14 protein-coding genes are annotated in these 17,171 nt (G+C 61.1%); all 14 read right to left on the bottom strand.

Annotated features, from left to right (window positions below; genetic code table 11):
- Positions 1-72 precede the first annotated feature (72 nt).
- Positions 73-1,848, bottom strand: coding sequence for an extracellular solute-binding protein (locus BM341_RS12875; protein ID WP_089796555.1), 1,776 nt, complete (start codon positions 1,846-1,848; stop codon positions 73-75).
- Between the two features lie 86 nt (positions 1,849-1,934).
- Positions 1,935-2,699, bottom strand: coding sequence for a sulfite exporter TauE/SafE family protein (locus tag BM341_RS12870; RefSeq protein WP_245784269.1), 765 nt, complete (start codon positions 2,697-2,699; stop codon positions 1,935-1,937).
- A 143-nt stretch (positions 2,700-2,842) separates the two neighbouring features.
- Entirely contained in the window at positions 2,843-3,433 is a 591-nt protein-coding gene (locus BM341_RS12865; RefSeq protein ID WP_089796471.1) for a malonic semialdehyde reductase, read from the bottom strand.
- Between the two features lie 43 nt (positions 3,434-3,476).
- On the bottom strand, positions 3,477-4,337 hold the full coding sequence (locus BM341_RS12860; protein ID WP_089796470.1) for an intradiol ring-cleavage dioxygenase: 861 nt from the start codon (positions 4,335-4,337) through the stop codon (positions 3,477-3,479).
- A 4-nt stretch (positions 4,338-4,341) separates the two neighbouring features.
- A complete protein-coding gene (locus tag BM341_RS12855) occupies positions 4,342-5,253 on the bottom strand; it encodes an NAD(P)-dependent oxidoreductase (RefSeq protein WP_089796469.1) in 912 nt (303 codons plus the stop codon).
- On the bottom strand, positions 5,250-6,629 hold the full coding sequence (locus tag BM341_RS12850; protein ID WP_089796468.1) for an amidohydrolase family protein: 1,380 nt from the start codon (positions 6,627-6,629) through the stop codon (positions 5,250-5,252). The genes BM341_RS12855 and BM341_RS12850 overlap by 4 nt, the downstream gene beginning before the upstream one ends.
- Positions 6,626-7,705 carry a maleylacetate reductase gene (locus BM341_RS12845; RefSeq protein WP_089796467.1) on the bottom strand — a complete coding sequence of 360 codons (1,080 nt, stop codon included), beginning with the start codon at positions 7,703-7,705 and terminating at the stop codon, positions 6,626-6,628. The genes BM341_RS12850 and BM341_RS12845 overlap by 4 nt, the downstream gene beginning before the upstream one ends.
- A 96-nt stretch (positions 7,706-7,801) precedes the next feature.
- Positions 7,802-9,388, bottom strand: a complete 1,587-nt coding sequence (locus BM341_RS12840) for a sugar ABC transporter ATP-binding protein (protein WP_089796466.1) — start codon at positions 9,386-9,388, stop codon at positions 7,802-7,804.
- Positions 9,385-10,344 (bottom strand): ABC transporter permease, encoded by a 960-nt coding sequence (locus BM341_RS12835; protein WP_089796554.1) that lies wholly within the window; start codon positions 10,342-10,344, stop codon positions 9,385-9,387. The genes BM341_RS12840 and BM341_RS12835 overlap by 4 nt, the downstream gene beginning before the upstream one ends.
- Positions 10,345-10,358: 14 nt before the next feature.
- Positions 10,359-11,306 (bottom strand): ABC transporter permease, encoded by a 948-nt coding sequence (locus BM341_RS12830; RefSeq protein WP_217646234.1) that lies wholly within the window; start codon positions 11,304-11,306, stop codon positions 10,359-10,361.
- 222 nt (positions 11,307-11,528) lie between these two features.
- Positions 11,529-12,467, bottom strand: coding sequence for a sugar ABC transporter substrate-binding protein (locus tag BM341_RS12825; protein WP_089796464.1), 939 nt, complete (start codon positions 12,465-12,467; stop codon positions 11,529-11,531).
- Positions 12,468-12,716: 249 nt separating this feature from the next.
- Positions 12,717-13,640 carry a branched-chain amino acid transaminase gene (locus BM341_RS12820; protein WP_089796463.1) on the bottom strand — a complete coding sequence of 308 codons (924 nt, stop codon included), beginning with the start codon at positions 13,638-13,640 and terminating at the stop codon, positions 12,717-12,719.
- A 78-nt stretch (positions 13,641-13,718) separates the two neighbouring features.
- Positions 13,719-16,709, bottom strand: coding sequence for a bifunctional [glutamate--ammonia ligase]-adenylyl-L-tyrosine phosphorylase/[glutamate--ammonia-ligase] adenylyltransferase (gene glnE, locus BM341_RS12815; RefSeq protein ID WP_089796462.1), 2,991 nt, complete (start codon positions 16,707-16,709; stop codon positions 13,719-13,721).
- A gap of 77 nt (positions 16,710-16,786) precedes the next feature.
- Entirely contained in the window at positions 16,787-17,158 is a 372-nt protein-coding gene (locus BM341_RS12810) for a diacylglycerol kinase (protein WP_089796461.1), read from the bottom strand.
- Positions 17,159-17,171: the final 13 nt, after the last annotated feature.

The following is a 17,171-nucleotide window of genomic DNA, read 5'->3' as shown; positions in this document are numbered from 1 at the left end:
GCTTTGTTTCGGTCCTGGCCCAATGTCGCTGGAAGGGCTTAACCACTCTTCCCCCCTCTGCTTTCTGCTTTCTCAATAGTAGCCCTTGCTACTCATCAGCTGGTCGGCCTGGTCTTGAGCCCGGGTCAGCGCCTGTTTTATTGAGCGTCGACCGGCGAGTACCTCGAAAATCTCCTGGCCGGCAATATCGACGATGGCGTTTATATCGGGAACAGGAGGACGTGGCCAGGCCTGAAGGATGCCTTCCCTGGCCATTCTGTCCACCACCCCGATGAGAGGGGATAACGACGATACCTCAGGGTCACGGCTAACACTGAACCGTGACGTTACCAGACTACCGTTCAGGATATAGAGCTTGGACATGCTCCGGCACGTCAGATGGCGCAAAGCCGCCCAGGCGGCTTCCACTCGCTCTTCCGACAGGTTCGCGGGGATGGCCAGTGCATAGCCGCCGATGGGAACGAAGGGTCGACCACGGTTGCCGACGGTATGGGGAAGATAACCGGTATGCTGCCAGGCGGGTGATTGCTTGTTGAGTTCGAACAGTGGCGCAAGCGAGGTATAGCAATAGGCCATGCTGACCTCACCTGCCGCGTACGACCTGGCGCGCTCGTACCAGGACATCTGCAGGATATTGGGAGGCGAATACTTCAATATGTCCAGCATGTATTCGCAGGCACGAAAGGCGGCATCTGTCAGGAACATGGGACGAAGCTGATCCCCTGTCACATCCTCGAACGCATAGCCTCCCTCGATACGCTGAAGATTGATGATCGGCTGACCGAATTTCGCCATCAGGAAGGCGAAAGTATGCCCCAAAGGCGTTCCCCTGGCCGCATTCCAGGCGATGCCATAACGTCCCTTGCCGGGATCGTGAAGCGCCCTGGCTACCTTGGTTAGCTGCTCCGTGGTCGTTGGTGGCGTCAGGCCTGCACTTTCCAGGACGTCCTTGCGATAGCACAACAGCTCCGGCGTGCTCTGTACCGGTATGCCGTACTGCTTTCCAGCATAGCGAGCACTATGAACGGCGACCGAGTGAAAATCGGACAGGTTGTAGCTTTCTCGGTCGATAAAGGCGTCCAGGGGTAGCAGCATGTCCTGTGACGCCAATTCCCCGAACCAGGGAAGATTACAGGTGACGATGTCGTAATGTGAATGCGCAAAACGCGCGTTGGCAAGAATCTCCTCGCGCAAGCTATCGATCGACTTCGCCTTGTTCTTGATGTCCACCCCGAAGATGGCTTCGAGCTGACGCTTGAGGTTATGCATCGCCATGAAGGTGGGATCGGCGTGCATCAGGACCCGTAGCCCTCCCTTGAGCTCAAGGCGTTGAGACAGAACGTTGGGCGGCGATACTACATCGGGCGACTGGTGGGGTTCAGCCAGGATAATCCCGCTCGTCGCGTCGGTCTGCGAGACGAGCCCGAAGGTATTTCCCACCAAGGCCTTGACCCGGGTTGCATAACTTTCCCACTCCACGATCATGGTATGAGAAGGATGCAGAGAGACTGTCTTTCCCGACTTCGTACGGGGGCGGGAAAGGATCAGTCCCCGCTTGATGATACTCTCGATGCCCCGCTTGGCCGTACCGTAGGAAAGCCCGGAGGCGTCCGCCAGCGAGGTGGGAGTGGTGAGCCGGCCGGCCAGGTGATTGCGCATGACGTGAATCATCATGTGCAGTTCCCGATAACCCTGCGTCGCGGAGAGGGACTGCTCGGTTGCATCCTCGAACTTCTCGATGAAATCCAGAAAGCGAGCGAACTCGGTGCTGGAGAGTTTTGACATCGGGATTTCAGAAAGCTCTTCGTAGGGCCCCTCGGGGTGCAACTCGTGCAGTTGATCATTCATATCCGCCTCGGCAATGAAGCGACTGGGAAAATCCACATTAGTCCCATGCACTTCCTCTGTGCAATTAAAAGGGAGTTGCTCGCGGGTCACGTTACGCCATCCACTATCAGGCGAATTCCCAGAATCAACAACAGAATCAAGATGATCGTGAAGAAGGTCTCGCCATTGATTCGCTTTTGGATCACCAGGCCCAGGCGTACCCCCAGCCAGGCCACGGGTATCAGCAACAGCGCGACCGTCAGGTTCTCGACATTGATCAGGCCGAGCATCGCATAGGGCCCCAGCTTCACCAGGTTGATGCCGGCCAAAAACACCACGGCCGTGCCCAGAAAAGCCTCCTTGCTCAGGGACCTCTGCAATAGAAAGAAATTGAGCGGTGGCCCTCCCGCATGGGCAATGAAGCTGGTGAATCCCGCAAGACCTCCACAGGCGGCCCCCGCCCAGCCCGGCATGGCATGCTTTCCCCTGAAGGGTTTCAGCAATCCCCATAGCCCGAAGAGAATCGAAAATACGCCGAGCAAGATCTTGAGAATGTCTTCACTGAACACGCCGTAGGTCAGATAGCCGACCACCACACCCAGCACCGCTGCCGGAAACAGCAGACGAAGCAATTGGTCGACCCGGTGCCTCCACCAGGCCTTGAGACTGAAGGCATCCATGAAGATCAGCAGGGGCAGCATGAGGGCCACCGCCACGGTCGGGCTCGTCTTCAAGGAGAGCAGCGGCACGGCGACGACACCCACGCCCCCAGCGAAGCCCGATTTCGAGATGCCGGTGATCAGCACGGCAAAGATCAGCAATGCAATGAACTGCCAGTCGTAAACCATCCGCGGCCCCGCGATAATATCCATAAAAAGGGGCCGTGATATGTCACGACCCAACAGGAGCAAGATCCAGCGGACCGATCACTTCGGCCCGGTCGGCTTTACAGGTTTGACCTAGCGCACTTGCCTAAAAAGCTTTCTTAGAGAACTTGCCTAAACAACTAACTTCCCTAAAGAACCTCGCACACCTCGTCGAAGGCAAAACGCTCCTGGCGCGGGAAGAGCGACGCGGTATCGCCGTAGCCGAGGTTGCACAGAAAGTTGCTCTTGACCTTGCCGTCCGGCCAAAACGTTTCATCCACGGCGGCGTTGTTGAAACCCGACATCGGACCGGCGTCCAGCCCTACCGAGCGTGCGGCCAGAATAAAATATCCGCCCTGCAGGGAGCTGTTACGGAAGGCCGTGGCGTTGATGAAATCCGTCTTGCCTTCGAACAGCGACTTGGCGTCCTTGTTGTGAGAGAACATGCGCGGCAGATGCTCGTAGAACTCGGTGTCATAACCCAGCACGGCCACCACGGGTGCCTTGAGCGTCTTTTCCTGGTTGGCGGGCATCAGTGCCGGCTTCAAGCGCTCCTTGGCCGCCTGGCTCTTCAGGAACAACACGCGAAGGGGCTGGCAGTTCATGGACGTCGGGCCAAAATGCATCAGGTTATAGAGCTCCCGAAGCTTTTCTTCGCTGACGCTCTTGTCCTGCCAGACATTGTGCGTCCGGGCGCCGGTAAACAGGGTGTCGATAGCGTTCTGATCGATGGCAGTCATCGGATTGACCTCTTGTGGAACAATGGTTTTTGCGTCGAGACTCTCAGCTTGCCTTCAAGCCGAAGTCGTATTTCAAATAGCGATACGGGGTCTGCATGGTGTGGTGATCCGGAGCCGTGCCGGGGGGCTTCAAGGCATAGTCCCTGACCAGCGAATCCTTGACGCCGAAGACGGCATCGGAATCCAGGTATGGATCATTCTCGGCAAAGATCTGGGTGACCAGGGTCTCGTAGCCCTCGGCCATCAACATGAAATGCACGTGGGCGGGCCGGTAGGGGTGGCGTCCGGTAAGCTCCAGCATCTTGCCGACGGGGCCGTCGGTGGGGATCGGGTAGGGAGAAGGCGTCACCGTCCAGAAGGCGTAGCGGCCCTGCGCGTCGGTCTTGAAGCGGGCCCGCAGGGAGGCACTATCGAGTTCCTTCTGGACATCGTAGAAACCCTCGCTGTCCGACTGCCAGACATCCATGACGACATTGGCCAACGGTTCGCCCTGCTCATCGTGCACGCGGCCCTCGACGAAGAAGGGCTCGCCCTCCACACCCCAGTCAATGGACTCTCCCTGGCCCGCCTCGGGAGGATCAGCGACATAGAAGGGTCCCAGCACGGTGCTTTCGGTGATCTGTGGGTCCGAGGTCTGATGATTGATCGCATCCACCAACATCGTCACGCCCAGCGTATCGGACAGCAGGATGAACTCCTGGCGCTTGTCGTCGCACATCTGCCCGGTCCGGGTCAGGAAGTCGATGGCCTCGGTCCATTCCCGCTCCGAGGGTTTTACGTCGCGGAGAAAGGCGTGCAGGTGACTCACGAGGCTGTTCAGCACGCTCTTGAGCCGCTCATCCTCGCAGCCCGAGAACTGCTCGATCACCGCATCGGTGATGTTATCTGCATTCAGGTTTCGCATTTCGTCATCCCCGTGGGGCGCTCTGCAGGGCCGCAAGCCCCGAGAGACGCTCGGTGTGATGGACCGTGGCGATATAGTCATCCTCGCCGTACCCCGTGCCGATCAGCGAGGCATAGGCCTCGCGCATCTGTGCGGCCAGAGGCACGGGCACGCCGGCACCATGAGCACAGCCAAGAATCAGGTCGAGGTCCTTGGCCATCTGCGCCGCCGAGAAGGTAGAGGTGAAGTCCCGTTCCTTGAGGGGCAGCGCCTTGTACTTGACCATCGGAGAACCCACGGCACTGTCGGCCATCAACTCGAGCATCGCGTCCCAGCCGATGTTGCCCTTGCGGGCCATGGCCAAGGCTTCTCCCATCATCCCGGCACTCACCGCGATCATCAGGTTGATGGCCAGCTTGGCGAAGCGCGCCTGCTCGTCCTCACCGAGCCAGTACTGAGCCTTGGTAAAGCTCTGCATTACCGGTATGGCTTGTTCCAGCGCATCACGCGGGCCCGAGACCATCGCCGAGAGCGTGCCTGACTCGGCGGCAACCGGATTGCCCGACACCGGTGAGCGCAGGTAGGCAACGCCCCTCTTGTTGGCGGCGGCGGCCACCCGAGCAGAGGCCTCGATGCTGACGGTGCTGGTCTCGATCAGCACGCTACCCGGCGCCATCTTCTCGATCAGATCGCCCGAGTCGAGCGTCAGGCCGAGCAGCGCCTTGTCATCGGGAATCGAGACGAACACTAGCGTGCAGCCCTCGATGGCAGAGGCAAGATCCGCGTAGGCACGGATCCCGACGGCCTCGGCCAGTCCCATCCGCTGGGCGCTGAGGTCAAAGCCCTGAACGACGTGGCCGGCGCCGACGATCCTGGCGGCCATGGGCAGGCCGAGCTTGCCAAGACCGACCCAGGCGACCCTGGAGGTGGTTGTCATGATGATGTCTCCTGTTTTTCCCGTGTTTCTTGCTCACGCAACTGCAGTTCGGCATAGATGCGGTGACCGGAGACTTCGAGCTGCCTGACGCCGTCCTCCACGTCTTCCAACAACCTGCCGTTTCGCTTGTGAAATTCACCCGCCACCATGACGCTGTCGACATTGGCGAGGCTTGCCTGCATGACTACGCTCGATACCGGGTCACTGACGGGCTGCATGTTCAGAAGCACCGTGTCCAGCAGCACGATGTCGGCCTGCTTGCCAGGCGTCAGGCTACCGATACGCGCGTCGAGACCGAGAGCGCGGGCCCCGTCGATAGTGATCCATTCCAGTGCCTCGCGGGTGCGGATGGTGGAGGTGTCAGGGATGCTGCCCTGCTCGCGTCGCGAGGCGTCGTTGTCCAGCGAGCGCTGCATGCCCAATGCCATGCGGGCCACCGTTAACATGTCGCCTGATATTACCGATTCGAGATCCACGCCCAGCGATACGACACCCTTATGCCGGCGAACATGGCCGGTGATCGGGAAGCCATGCCCCTGGGTCATCTCGTTTTCCGGCGCGATGGAGAAGGTCACGCCCTTTGCGCAGAAGCGGGCCAGTTGGCCGTCATCCAGGCTCTGTCCGTGCACGATATTGATATCGGGGCCCAGTAGCCCTTGCTCCTCGATCACATCCCAGCTGCCTGGGCTGACCGCCTTGCCGCCGCCCTGGTGCATGGAGGCGACCAGGCCGAATTCCTTGGCGAGGGCGAAATCGTGCAGCGACACGTCAAGTGTGGAGTAATGCGGTCCGAGGATGGCCAGCCCCAGCGTCACGCGGCCGTCGGGGTCGCCCAGCGAGCCGGCGAGCAGCCGCTCGACCTCACCGCGGGGATGGGGAATCTCGCTGAAATGCGGCTGGCCCGGCTTGGGGTCGGGCTTCGGGGAGCCATGGAAGAAGACCGCACGGATACCCGACGCCTGTAGCCCCTCGACTGCCGCATCGGTGTGCGCCGAGGTCGGGTTGTTGTGACACCAATCACCCAGCGTGGTGGTGCCGCAGTTGAGCTGGTTCAGGGCGCCCATATGTGTCGCAATCCGGATGTCGTCGGGCGTGAACAGCGCCGCCAGGCCACGATGCACATGGCCAAAGTACTCGAGCAACGTCCAGTTGGCGGCGACGCCACGCAGGGCCGTCTGCCAGGTGTGCATGTGGGCATTGACCAGACCGGGCATCAGGATGCCGCCTCGGCAATCGACCACCGCCGCCGCGTGCGACGGCAGGTCGTGACCGACGGCCAGAATGCGGTCGTCCTCCACCAGCACCTGGCCGCGCTCCAGGTCACCGAGTTGCGGGTCCATGGTCAGGACGGTGGCATTGGTCAGCAAGGTCTTCATGATTCGATGGCCTCCATGGTCGTCGGGCGTCGGCCGGCATGGGCATCGCTCAGCAGGCGGTGGATAGCGTCGGTCTCTATCTCGCGCGGATTCCAGTAGGGATTGCGCGTGGCAATCTCGGTGGCCCTGTCGATATCGCGCGCCTGCATGCCGATATCTCGCAGCGCCAAGGGAGCCCCCACCGCGCTTGCCAGGTCATAAAGGCCGCCGGCAGCATCGCGGTTGCCCAGCGCTCTGGCGATGCGGGCCATCGCCTCGGGCGCGGCCTCGGCGTTGTAGGCCACGGCGTGAGGCAGCACGATGGTATGCGTCTCGGCATGGGGCAGGTCGAAAGAGCCGCCCAGGGTATGGCAGAGCTTGTGATGCAGCGACATCCCCACCGAGCCCAGACAGGCTCCGCAAAGCCAGGCGCCGTAGAGGGCATCCGAGCGGGCGTCGTGGTCACCGGGATTGCCGGCAATGATCGGTAGGCTGCGGGCGAGTGCCGTGATGCCCTCTTCCGCCATCAGTGAGATGACCGGGTTGCGATCCTGGGCATAGAGCGCCTCCACCGCATGGGCGATGGCGTTGATGCCGCTGGTGCCGGACATGCCGACGGGCAGGCCCAGCGTCAAGTCGACGTCATAGACGACTACCTCCGGCAGTACCTTGAGGGTGCGCTGCGTCGCCTTGAGGCCATTCTGGGTTTCGCCGAGGATCGGCGTCATTTCGGAGCCGGCATAGGTGGTGGGAATCACCACCTGAGGAAGGTCGGTGCGCAGCGCGATGGCCTTGCCCAGGCCGATGGTGGAGCCGCCCCCGATGGCGACCACGCCATCGATGTCGAGAGAGGCGATGATCGGCAATGCTTTTTCGGTGACCTCGACGGGGGTATGCATCCTTGCCTCGGCGAAGATACCTGCGCCCCGCTCGCCGAGGTGCTCGAGTACCTGGCGAGCCTGGCCCTCCTGCTCGGGCGTGGAGAGCACCAGCACGCGGTGGCAACCCAGCGACGCCACCTCCTCGGCCAGCCGGGAGAGGGTCCCGTGGCCGAAGATGACCCGTGAAGGCAATCCGTTGTAGGTGAATGGCGTCATGGAGGAGTCCTCGTTGCTGCCGTGAGTGTCCCGTCGCCGCCTCGAAGAAGGCGACGCACGTTGTGGGATCGAAAAGACAAAGGAAACGTGAGTGCGTCAGGGCACCGTCGCATCATCGGTTATGGCAGTCGCGACCTTGGGCGCCTGCGCGACCTGGCCGGTGATCGCATGCACCAGCTCATCCTCGGAAACTGCGTCCCCGTCGAACTCCGCCGTGATCCGTCCGTCATACATGGCAATGATGCGGTTGCTGACGCCCAGGACCTCGGGCATTTCGGAGGAGATCACCAGCACGGCATACCCCGTTCTCGCCAATTCCTTGATCAGGGCATGGATCTCGGCCTTGGAGCCGACGTCGATTCCCCGGGTCGGCTCGTCCAGGATCAGCAGCTTCGGATGGGTGTGCAGCCATTTGCCGATGACAATCTTCTGCTGGTTGCCCCCACTGAGGTTACCGACCTTCTGCCGCCAACTCGGCGTCTTGATCTTCATCGCGGACTGATACTTGTCGTGCACCACTTTCTCGGCACTGGTCTTCATGAACCCCATCGACGACACGCTGCCGAGGGCAGACAACGTCATGTTGTCGCGACAGTTCATCCCCAGGATCAGGCCCTGGTCCTTGCGATCCTCCGGTACCAGGGCAATGCCCTTTTCCACCGCCTCATGGCTGGAACCGATCGTCTCGGCCCTGCCTTCGAGAAGGATCTCGCCGGACGATGGACGGCGCAGCCCGAAGATGGTTTCGGCGACTTCTGAGCGTCCCGCCCCCACCAGGCCGTACATACCGACGATCTCGCCCTTGCGCACATTAAAACTGACGTCTTCGAAGACCCCATCCACCGTGAGGTGACGAAGTTCCAGCATGTTCTCCTTGAAATCGTGGGGTTTGCTGGCGTGGTCGAGTTCGAGGCTACGACCAATCATCAGCTTGGTGACTTCATCCTCATTGGTCTCGGCGGTATTGACGGTCCCGTTGTATTCGCCGTCCCGGAGCACCGTGATCCGCTGAGAGAGATGAAAGATTTCGTCCATACGATGCGAGATGTAGACGATGCCGACGCCCTGCTCCTGCAGAGTTTTGATAATGTCGTACAGTACCGGTTTCTCGTGATCGGTCAGGGAGGCGGTCGGCTCGTCGAAGACCACGACCTTGGGAGTGAAGACCAGTGCGCGCGCAATCTCGACCATCTGTTTCTTGGCAATCGAGAGGTGACTGACCATTTCCCGCGACGTGAAGGAACACTTGAGCCGCTGAAGGATTTCGGTGCTGTCCGCATGCAACTTCTTCCAGTCGACGCGGTTTCCCCATTTGAGCGGCAGACTACCCAGATAGATGTTCTCGGCCACCGACATCTCGGGCACCAATGACTGCTCCTGATGAATCAGCACGATGCCGCTCTTCTTGGCCTGCTTGGGATTCTCGAAGGACTTCTCCTCGCCTTCCAGAACGATCTTTCCCCCGTTGGGCTGGTGCTTGCCGGCAAGCACCTTCATCAGTGTCGATTTGCCAGCACCATTCTCGCCGAGCAGTGCATGCACCTCGCCAGGCCGGACGTCGAAGCTCACCTTGTTGAGGGCCACGACACCCGGGAATTTCTTGGTGATATCGATCAGTGAAAGTACGGGAGCCGCTGCGCCCGAATGATCAGCAACATGGCTGCGGGTGGCTGAGGTATTCATATGCTGACTCCCTTGCTGGCATGGACATTGAGCTTCTGGTCAATGACCAGGACGGAAATCAGGATCACCCCGAGAATCACCAGGACGTAGAAGGCCGGCACCTGCATCATGTTCATGCCATTGCGGAGGATGCCGATGGCGAGCACGCCGCCAAGAGTGCCTGTGATGCTGCCGTAACCGCCCGTCAGCTTGGTGCCACCGAGCACCACGGCGGTGATGGTCCAGAGTTCATAGTCGCGCCCCAGGTTGGGCGTTGCCGCTCCCATCTGGGTCGCCAGGAGTACACCCGCCAGGGCGGCGAAGAAGCCCACGATGATGAAGTTGATCGTCATGTGGCGGCCGATGCGAATCCCGGCATCCAGCGCCGCTTCGGCGTTGCCGCCGACGGCGAAGGTGTTGCGACCGTGGCCGGTCTTCTTCAACACCAGATGCATTATCAGTGCGCAGACGAGGAAGATGATGGCCAGCAGCGGAAAGGGCCCAATCGAAGCCGCACCGAAGTCCGAGAAGGCAAAGTTGGTTGCGTAGAAAGATTGTTCTCCGGTGTAGACGAAGATCAGGCCACGGACCCCGATCATGGCCCCCAACGTGACGATGAAGGCGTTGACGCCGGTCTTCCAGACGATCAGACCATTGATGGCGCCAATGATCAGGCCCGACGCCAGCGCCGCTATCACGGCCACCGCCAGGCCATAGTCTTGCAGCCCCACCGACAGCGACGCCGCCAGGCCCAGGATGGCACCCACGGAGAGATCGATATTGCCGTTGATCATCACGTAGGTCATGCCCAGGGCAATCAAGCCGATGGTCGATGTCTGCACCAGAATATTCGTCAGGTTCCCGACCGACAGGAAATAATCTGACATAAAACTGAAGAAGACGGTAATGACGATGACGAACACCCATATTGGCTGAACAAAACCGCCACCCTTGAGAAAACCCTTCACATTTATCATGTTGTTCACCATGTTCAGGAATGGGTCGTAAGGAGACGCTTGCGCTTGTTGGCAAGGTCCAGCCAGACGGCCAGGATGATGATCACCCAGGTGACGAGCCATTGGGTGTAATAGGGGTAGCCCATCAACAACAGACCGTTCTGGATGAAGCCCAGGATCAGCACACCGATCACTGTCTTCCAGATGCTCCCGGCGCCGCCCAGAAGGCTGGTCCCCCCCAGTATGATCCCGGCCAACACCAGCAGCTCGTAACCCTGACCCACATTGTTCTGGGAACCCATGACGCGTGACCCCAGCACCAGAGCGGCACAGGCAACGCAGAATGCCGAGATCAGATAGGTGCTGAAGACGCACCAGTTCTTCCTGATGCCCGAATAGACGGCGGCCACGGGGTTCCCCCCGACGGCGAAGATTCGCCTGCCGTAACTGGTGTAGGACATGACAATCTGCACGATGATGGCAAGGACAGCGAAGATGACCACGGGTACGGCAATCCCCGCCACGTAGCCACGACCGAAGACCGAGAACCAGGTACCGTCCTGGTTGGCGATATCGACATTCTGGCCACCGCTATAGATCAGGATGCCGCCCTGGATCGCCGACAGCATCGCCAAGGTCACGATCAGTGAATTCAGCCGCATGAAGCCCACCAGAAAACCATTGATTGCCCCCACCATCAGTGTCAAAGCGAACATGAGAATGATGGCAGTAGTGGGTCCGACCTTGTCATGGAGATCGACGACCAGCACGGTCGCGAAAGAGAGCATTGACCCAACCGACAGGTCCAGATTGCCGCCGATGATCACGACGGTCACCCCGACGGCGATGATGCCGATAATCGATGCCTGGCGAACCACCGTCATGACGTTGGACTGCGACAGGAACTGCTCGGAAAAGAAAGAGAACACCACCATGCTGAGCAGGAAGAAGATCAATATTCCCTGAGCCGACAGAAAACTCATCAGGCCTGACTTACTTACTCTGCCAAACATCACTCTATTGCTGCCTTGTTCTGCAGTAGCCATGTTGCTCACCTGCCTGGATATCGCCTTGTGCTTTTTACTATCTATCGCCGCTGACAGACGTGACACCGGAAACGAAAAGCTCACGCACCCGATAGTAAAGCCAAGGCGTATTGATGAAGGATTGCTCGCAAACTGTTCGCGAGCCGCGAACTTGGCGCATCAGAAGACAGGCTTTTCAAACTCGCCGATATTGGCAGCCGTAATCTTGGGAGTTTCGAAGAAGTTCATCTTCGGCACCTCTTTTCCCGCCAGGATATCGAGCGCCGTCTGCAGTGCTGCCTCGGCATCATCGACTGGAGACTGATAGATGGAGCCATAGTACTCACCACGCTCGATAGCCTCGTAACCTACGGCAAAGTTGGTGGCACCGATAAAGATAATTCCTTCGGCCCGCTCGGCTCCCTTGGCCGCATTCAAGGCACCCACTCCCATGTTGTCATCTCCGGCATAAACGCCGTCGATGTCATTGTACTTGGTGAGGAAGTTTTCCATGACGCGCTGAGCCTTCTCGCGGTTCCAGTCGGCGGGCTGGGTCTCCACGAGTTCGACGCCGGGGCATACCTCCGCCAGCCGCTCCTCGAAGCCTTGCGAGCGCTCCATGGCCGTGGTGTAACCCGGTTGACCGGCAACCTGGACGATTTGTCCCTCACCCCCGAGGGCATCACACATCATCTCGGCGGACGAGACCCCCTGCTGGACATTGTCGGGTCCGGAGAAGGCGGCGATGAATTCCATTCCGGCTTCAGCGATCTTTGAATTCGTCACAATCACCGGGATGCCGGCCCGATGGGCTTGGCGAAGGGCAGGTATGACGGCCTGGCCGTTGGTCGGCCATATGATAATGGCATCCACTCGCTGTTGAATCAGATTGTTGACCTGGCCAATCTGTCGCGCCACGTCTCCTCCGGCATCGAGGATAACGACCTCGACATTATCGTTCGCTTCTGCCGCTTTCTCGAAGGCACTTTCATAGGTCGTCTGGTAACTATCGACACCCACATTATTTTGCGTAATGCCGATTTTATAGGGGCCATCTGCAGACGCAGTGGTCGCGGATAACATTAAGATAGAGGCTGCCAGCGTGGTTTTCTTGAACATGATACTCTCCTGACGTTCTAGTATTTATTCTTCAACTTGCCTGTCTGCAAGTTGGATAGTGGAGCTTAGTGCCGGCCCTTGTTTAGGCGCAACGCAGCTGCCGGAGAGAAATGACCAATCTGGCTATTTTGTATTCACTGACGTTTTCAGGAGGTGGCGTCCTGAACGCTGTTCAGAAGGTAAAAGCCCCCGCCTGTCGTCACAGGCGGGGGCTTCAGAAACTCCAGGAGCCTGGAGGGAGGCAGCGATTCACGCCACCGGCGTCAGCCAGTCGGCCTCCAGCGTCTGCTTGCCCTTGACCAGGTCGAAGTACAGCGACTGGATCTGCTCGGTGACGGGCCCGCGTCGGCCCTCGCCGATATTGCGCCCATCGAGCTCACGGATCGGCAACACCTCAGCGGCGGTCCCGGTAAAGAAGGCCTCGTCGGCGATGTAGATCTCGTCGCGGGTCAGTAGCTTCTCGCGCAGCTCATACCCTAGATGCTCGGCCATGTGCAGCACGGTGTTGCGGGTGATGCCGTTCAGGCAGGAGGTCAGCATCGGCGTGTAGATGACGCCGTTCTTGACCACGAAGAGATTCTCGCCGGACCCCTCGGCGGCATAGCCCTGGGGGTCGAGCAGCAGAGCCTCGTCGTAGCCGCCGCGCTGCGCCTCGGCCAGTGCCATCATCGAATTGATGTACTGTCCGTTGGCCTTGGCCCGGGTCATGGCGATGTTGACGTGGTGGCGGGTGAAGGAGGAGGTCTGCACCTTGATGCCGAGCTCGCGCGACTCGGGTGACATGTACGACGGCCATTCCCAGGCGGCGACGATCACGTGGGTATTGAGGTTGTCGGCGCGCAGCCCCATGCCCTCGCTACCGAAGAACACCATGGGGCGCAGGTAGGCTTCCTCGAGGCCATTCTCGCGCACCGCGGCCCGGCACGCCTCGTTGATCTGCGCCTTACCAAAGGGCATCGCCATGCCAAGAATCTTGGCGGAGTCAAAGAGGCGGTCGGTATGTTCCTTGAGGCGAAATATGGCCGTGCCCTGCTCGGTGGCATAGGCACGCACGCCCTCGAAGCAACCCATGCCGTAATGCAGGGTGTGGGTCAGCACGTGCACCTGGGCATCGCGCCAGGGAACCAGCTCGCCATCGAACCAGATGAGACCGTCACGGTCAGCCATCGACATAATCTACGTCCTTTCGTGTGCTCTGCGTGTTGTCGTCAAATTCGTCTGCCTGTCCGAGTATCATAACGAAGGCGCCCTTCATTGCGGCGCCTCCTGTGGCTCGAGCAGGCGCTGCCAGAGTTCGGTCACGGCCTGACGATGCGATTGGAAATCGGCGTCGCGCCCCCGCTTCGCCTCGCGGGTCAGGGAGGCGCGGTGGACGGCACTGCGGTAGGCAAGGTAGGCATCACGCAAGCGCTGGCAATCCTCCTCCGGCAGGCGACCGGTCGCTTCCAAGGTTTCCAGAATACGAATATTGTCGCTCCAGGCCAATAGATCGGGGGTTTCCTGGGACATGGAAAGCACCGCGTACTGGCACAGGAACTCGATATCGACCATGCCGCCGGGGTCGTGCTTCAGGTCGAAATCGTCGCCCTTGCCCTTGCTGGCCAGATGATCGCGCATCTTGTGACGCATCTTGACCACCTCGACACGCAACGCCTCGAGATCGCGCTCACCACCAAGTATCTCGCCACGAATCGCGGCGAAGCGCTCGGCAAGGGTCGCATTACCGGCGACTACCCGCGCCCGCACCAGTGCCTGATGCTCCCAGGTCCAGGCCTGGTGGTATTGATAGTCGGCGAAGGCTTCCAGCGGCGTGACCAGAAGCCCTGAGTTACCGGAGGGCCGCAGGCGCATGTCCACCTCGTAGAGGGTCCCCGAGGGCGTCATGGCGGTGAGCAGATGGATGATCCGCTGCCCCAGACGCGTGAAGAACACGGCATTGTCCAGCGGGCGCTTACCGTCGGTGCTACCCTGGCTTGCGGCATCGTGGATGAACACCAGGTCCAGGTCGGAGTCATACCCGAGCTCGATGCCGCCGAGCTTGCCATACCCGACGATCAGGAACTCGGGCTCGGTGCCGGCTCGCTCCCCGTCGCGACGCTGGGGAAAACCATGCTTGCGCGTCAGGTGCTTCCAGGCCATGGCCAGCACCGCCTCGAGGATCACCTCGGCAATATAGGTGAGATAGTCGCTGACCTTCATCAGGTGACGCGTACCGGCGATATCGGAGGCCGCCACGTGGAGCACCTGGGCGTGCTTGAAGACCCGCAAGGCCTCGAGCTGGGCCTCCTCGTCGTCCTCGGGAAGGCGACCCAGGGCCTGGCGCAGCTCGTCCGAAAGGAGCACCTTGTCGGCCGGTGTATAGAGCGTTTCGGGGGTCAACAGCTCGTCCAGCAGGACCGGATGACGGGCCAACTGCTCGGCGATCCAGGGACTCGCGCCACACAGCCCCATCAGGTGCCCCAGGGCGTCGGGATTCTCGCGCAGCAGTGCCAGGTACGCGGTGCGCCGCAATACCGACTCGATAAGCGGCAACACACGCTCGAGCGAGGTATCCGGCGCCTCGCTGCCCGCCACGGCGTCGAGCAGCATCGGCATCAGGGCACCGAGACGATCAAAGCCGATGCGCTGCATGGCCTTTATCTGGCGTGAATGGCGCAGCGTTCGCAGGCGCCGCATGGCGACGTCTGGCGTCGCGAAACCGGCCGCTTCCAGCAGGGCCGCGGCCTCGCTGTCTTCGAGCTCATCGCGCCATAGCGCGCGCCACTCCTCCAGGCCGACCGCCACGCTCTCCTCGGTATCGCCGCTCTCCTCCACCTCGTCCTCGGGGTCAGCAATCACCGCATCGAAGTGCTGGCGTACCCGGCCGCGAACTTCGTCCAGCCGCGCGATTACCGCCGGCCAGTCCGCCATGCCGAGCGCCAGGGCCACGCGCTCGCGGTCGATATCGTCTTGGGGGAGCGTCTGGGTCTGACGGTCTTCCAGCGCCTGCAGCACGTGCTCCAGATCGCGGAGGAAGGCGTAATCGGGCAGCAGTTCGTCGACCACCTCCTGGGGCAGCAGGCCGAGTTCGGGTAGACGTTCCAGCGCCGTCTTCAGCGAGGTGACCTGCAACTCGGTGTCGCGGCCGCCCCGTATCAGTTGAAAGGCCTGGACCACGAACTCCACCTCGCGGATGCCGCCGGGGCCGAGCTTGATGTTGCCCTCCATGCCCTTGCGCCGCACCTCGCGGTTGATCATCGACTTGAGTTCGCGCAGCGATTCGATGGCCCCGAAATCCAAGTACCTGCGATAGACGAAGGGGCGCAGGCTGGCCAGCAGCTCGGCGCCGGCCTCGCGGTCGCCGGCGACCGGCCGCGCCTTGAGCATGGCGTAGCGCTCCCACTCGCGGCCCTGATCCTGGTAGTAGCCGGCCAGCATCGGAAAATTGCCCACCAGCGGGCCACCCTCGCCCAGCGGGCGCAGGCGCATGTCGACGCGGAAGGCGAAACCGTCGGCGGTCACCGCGTCGAGCGCGGTGATCAACTTCTGGCCGAGTTTGGTGAAGTATTCCTGATGCTCGAGGGCCTTGCGGCCGCCCTCGGTCTCGCCTTTTTCGGGGAAGGCGAAGATCAGGTCGATATCGGAAGACAGGTTGAGCTCGCCGGCCCCCAGCTTGCCCATGCCCAGCACCACCAGGCGCTGCTCGCTGCCGTCGCGTCGCGGTGCGGGATAGCCCCAGCGCGGTGCGACATGCGCCTCGAGCCAGGCCAGCGAGCTTTCAAGGCAAGTCTCGGCGAGATGCGAGACTGCCGCGCCGGTCGCCCACATGTCGGTACCCACCGGACGGGTCAGGTCGCGCCAGACGATGCCCAGCATGCGCGCGCGGCGAAAGCGGCGCACGGCCCCCTGCAGCGCCGCTTCGTCCTCGGCGGACTCGAGGCGCTCATCGAGCCAGCCGCGCAGCGTCTCGGCTTCCGGGGCGGTCTCGAGCTCGCCGCTGGCATCGAGGTGAAACAACCACTCCGGATAGCGCACCAGCGTATCGGCGGCAAAGCTCGACACCGCCAGCACCCTGGCAAGCTGCTCGCGTCGGGCCTCCGACAGCGCCAGCCAGTCCTCGAGGGGCGATTCTGCGCCGGTCATATCGGCCAGGTTGTCGGCTTGTTCCAGCGCGGCGGCCAGGCGCTCACGAACATGCGCCAGCGGCGGGCGCAATGGCTCGGGGATGTCGGTCAGTGGCAGGAAATTATCGGGAAGGGCCATGGCGTTCTCGTATCCGGTTCGCTGATGTCACCAGCATAGCGAAGCCGCCTCCACGCCATAACCCGGCAGCGAGAATATCAACCCAGGTATTTCTGCCAGGCCAGCAGGCCCCAGGTCAGCCCGGCGGCGAGCAACGACAGCATCACGGCGGCCGAACTGATGTCCTTGGCCCGCCCGGAAAGCTCGTGGTGCTCGGTGCCGATGCGATCCACCACACTCTCGATGGCGCTGTTGAGCAATTCGACGATCAACACCATCAGACAGCTACCCACCAGCAGTATCCATTCCACCGGACCGTCGCCGACCCACCAGGCCAGCGGCAGCAACACCACGCAAAGGCCGAGCTCCTGGCGAAAGGCCGCCTCATTGAGCCAGGCGGCGCGCAGGCCCTTGAGCGAATACCGCGTGGAGTGCACGAGGTGTCGCCAGCCGGTATGTCGGGGTTTCATGGGGCCGTCCCTG

Source organism: Halomonas korlensis, from assembly GCF_900116705.1.
Classification (GTDB): Bacteria; Pseudomonadota; Gammaproteobacteria; order Pseudomonadales; family Halomonadaceae; genus Halomonas; species Halomonas korlensis.
The sequence above is the reverse complement of the archived record's forward strand: the minus strand, read 5'-3'. Positions and strand labels throughout refer to the sequence as shown.

What these genes read in the sequence shown, in the direction of transcription:
- BM341_RS12820 (WP_089796463.1), bottom strand. Translation starts at nt 13,640, where the DNA reads ATGTCGATGGCTGACCGTGACGGTCTCATCTGGTTCGATGGCGAGCTG.
- BM341_RS12825 (WP_089796464.1), bottom strand. Translation starts at nt 12,467, where the DNA reads ATGTTCAAGAAAACCACGCTGGCAGCCTCTATCTTAATGTTATCCGCG.
- BM341_RS12835 (WP_089796554.1), bottom strand. Translation starts at nt 10,344, where the DNA reads ATGATAAATGTGAAGGGTTTTCTCAAGGGTGGCGGTTTTGTTCAGCCA.
- BM341_RS12845 (WP_089796467.1), bottom strand. Translation starts at nt 7,705, where the DNA reads ATGACGCCATTCACCTACAACGGATTGCCTTCACGGGTCATCTTCGGC.
- BM341_RS12865 (WP_089796471.1), bottom strand. Translation starts at nt 3,433, where the DNA reads ATGACTGCCATCGATCAGAACGCTATCGACACCCTGTTTACCGGCGCC.
- BM341_RS12870 (WP_245784269.1), bottom strand. Translation starts at nt 2,699, where the DNA reads ATGGATATTATCGCGGGGCCGCGGATGGTTTACGACTGGCAGTTCATT.
- BM341_RS12840 (WP_089796466.1), bottom strand. Translation starts at nt 9,388, where the DNA reads ATGAATACCTCAGCCACCCGCAGCCATGTTGCTGATCATTCGGGCGCA.
- BM341_RS12855 (WP_089796469.1), bottom strand. Translation starts at nt 5,253, where the DNA reads ATGACAACCACCTCCAGGGTCGCCTGGGTCGGTCTTGGCAAGCTCGGC.
- BM341_RS12810 (WP_089796461.1), bottom strand. Translation starts at nt 17,158, where the DNA reads ATGAAACCCCGACATACCGGCTGGCGACACCTCGTGCACTCCACGCGG.
- BM341_RS12875 (WP_089796555.1), bottom strand. Translation starts at nt 1,848, where the DNA reads ATGAATGATCAACTGCACGAGTTGCACCCCGAGGGGCCCTACGAAGAG.
- BM341_RS12860 (WP_089796470.1), bottom strand. Translation starts at nt 4,337, where the DNA reads ATGCGAAACCTGAATGCAGATAACATCACCGATGCGGTGATCGAGCAG.
- BM341_RS12850 (WP_089796468.1), bottom strand. Translation starts at nt 6,629, where the DNA reads ATGAAGACCTTGCTGACCAATGCCACCGTCCTGACCATGGACCCGCAA.
- glnE (WP_089796462.1), bottom strand. Translation starts at nt 16,709, where the DNA reads ATGGCCCTTCCCGATAATTTCCTGCCACTGACCGACATCCCCGAGCCA.
- BM341_RS12830 (WP_217646234.1), bottom strand. Translation starts at nt 11,306, where the DNA reads ATGAGTTTTCTGTCGGCTCAGGGAATATTGATCTTCTTCCTGCTCAGC.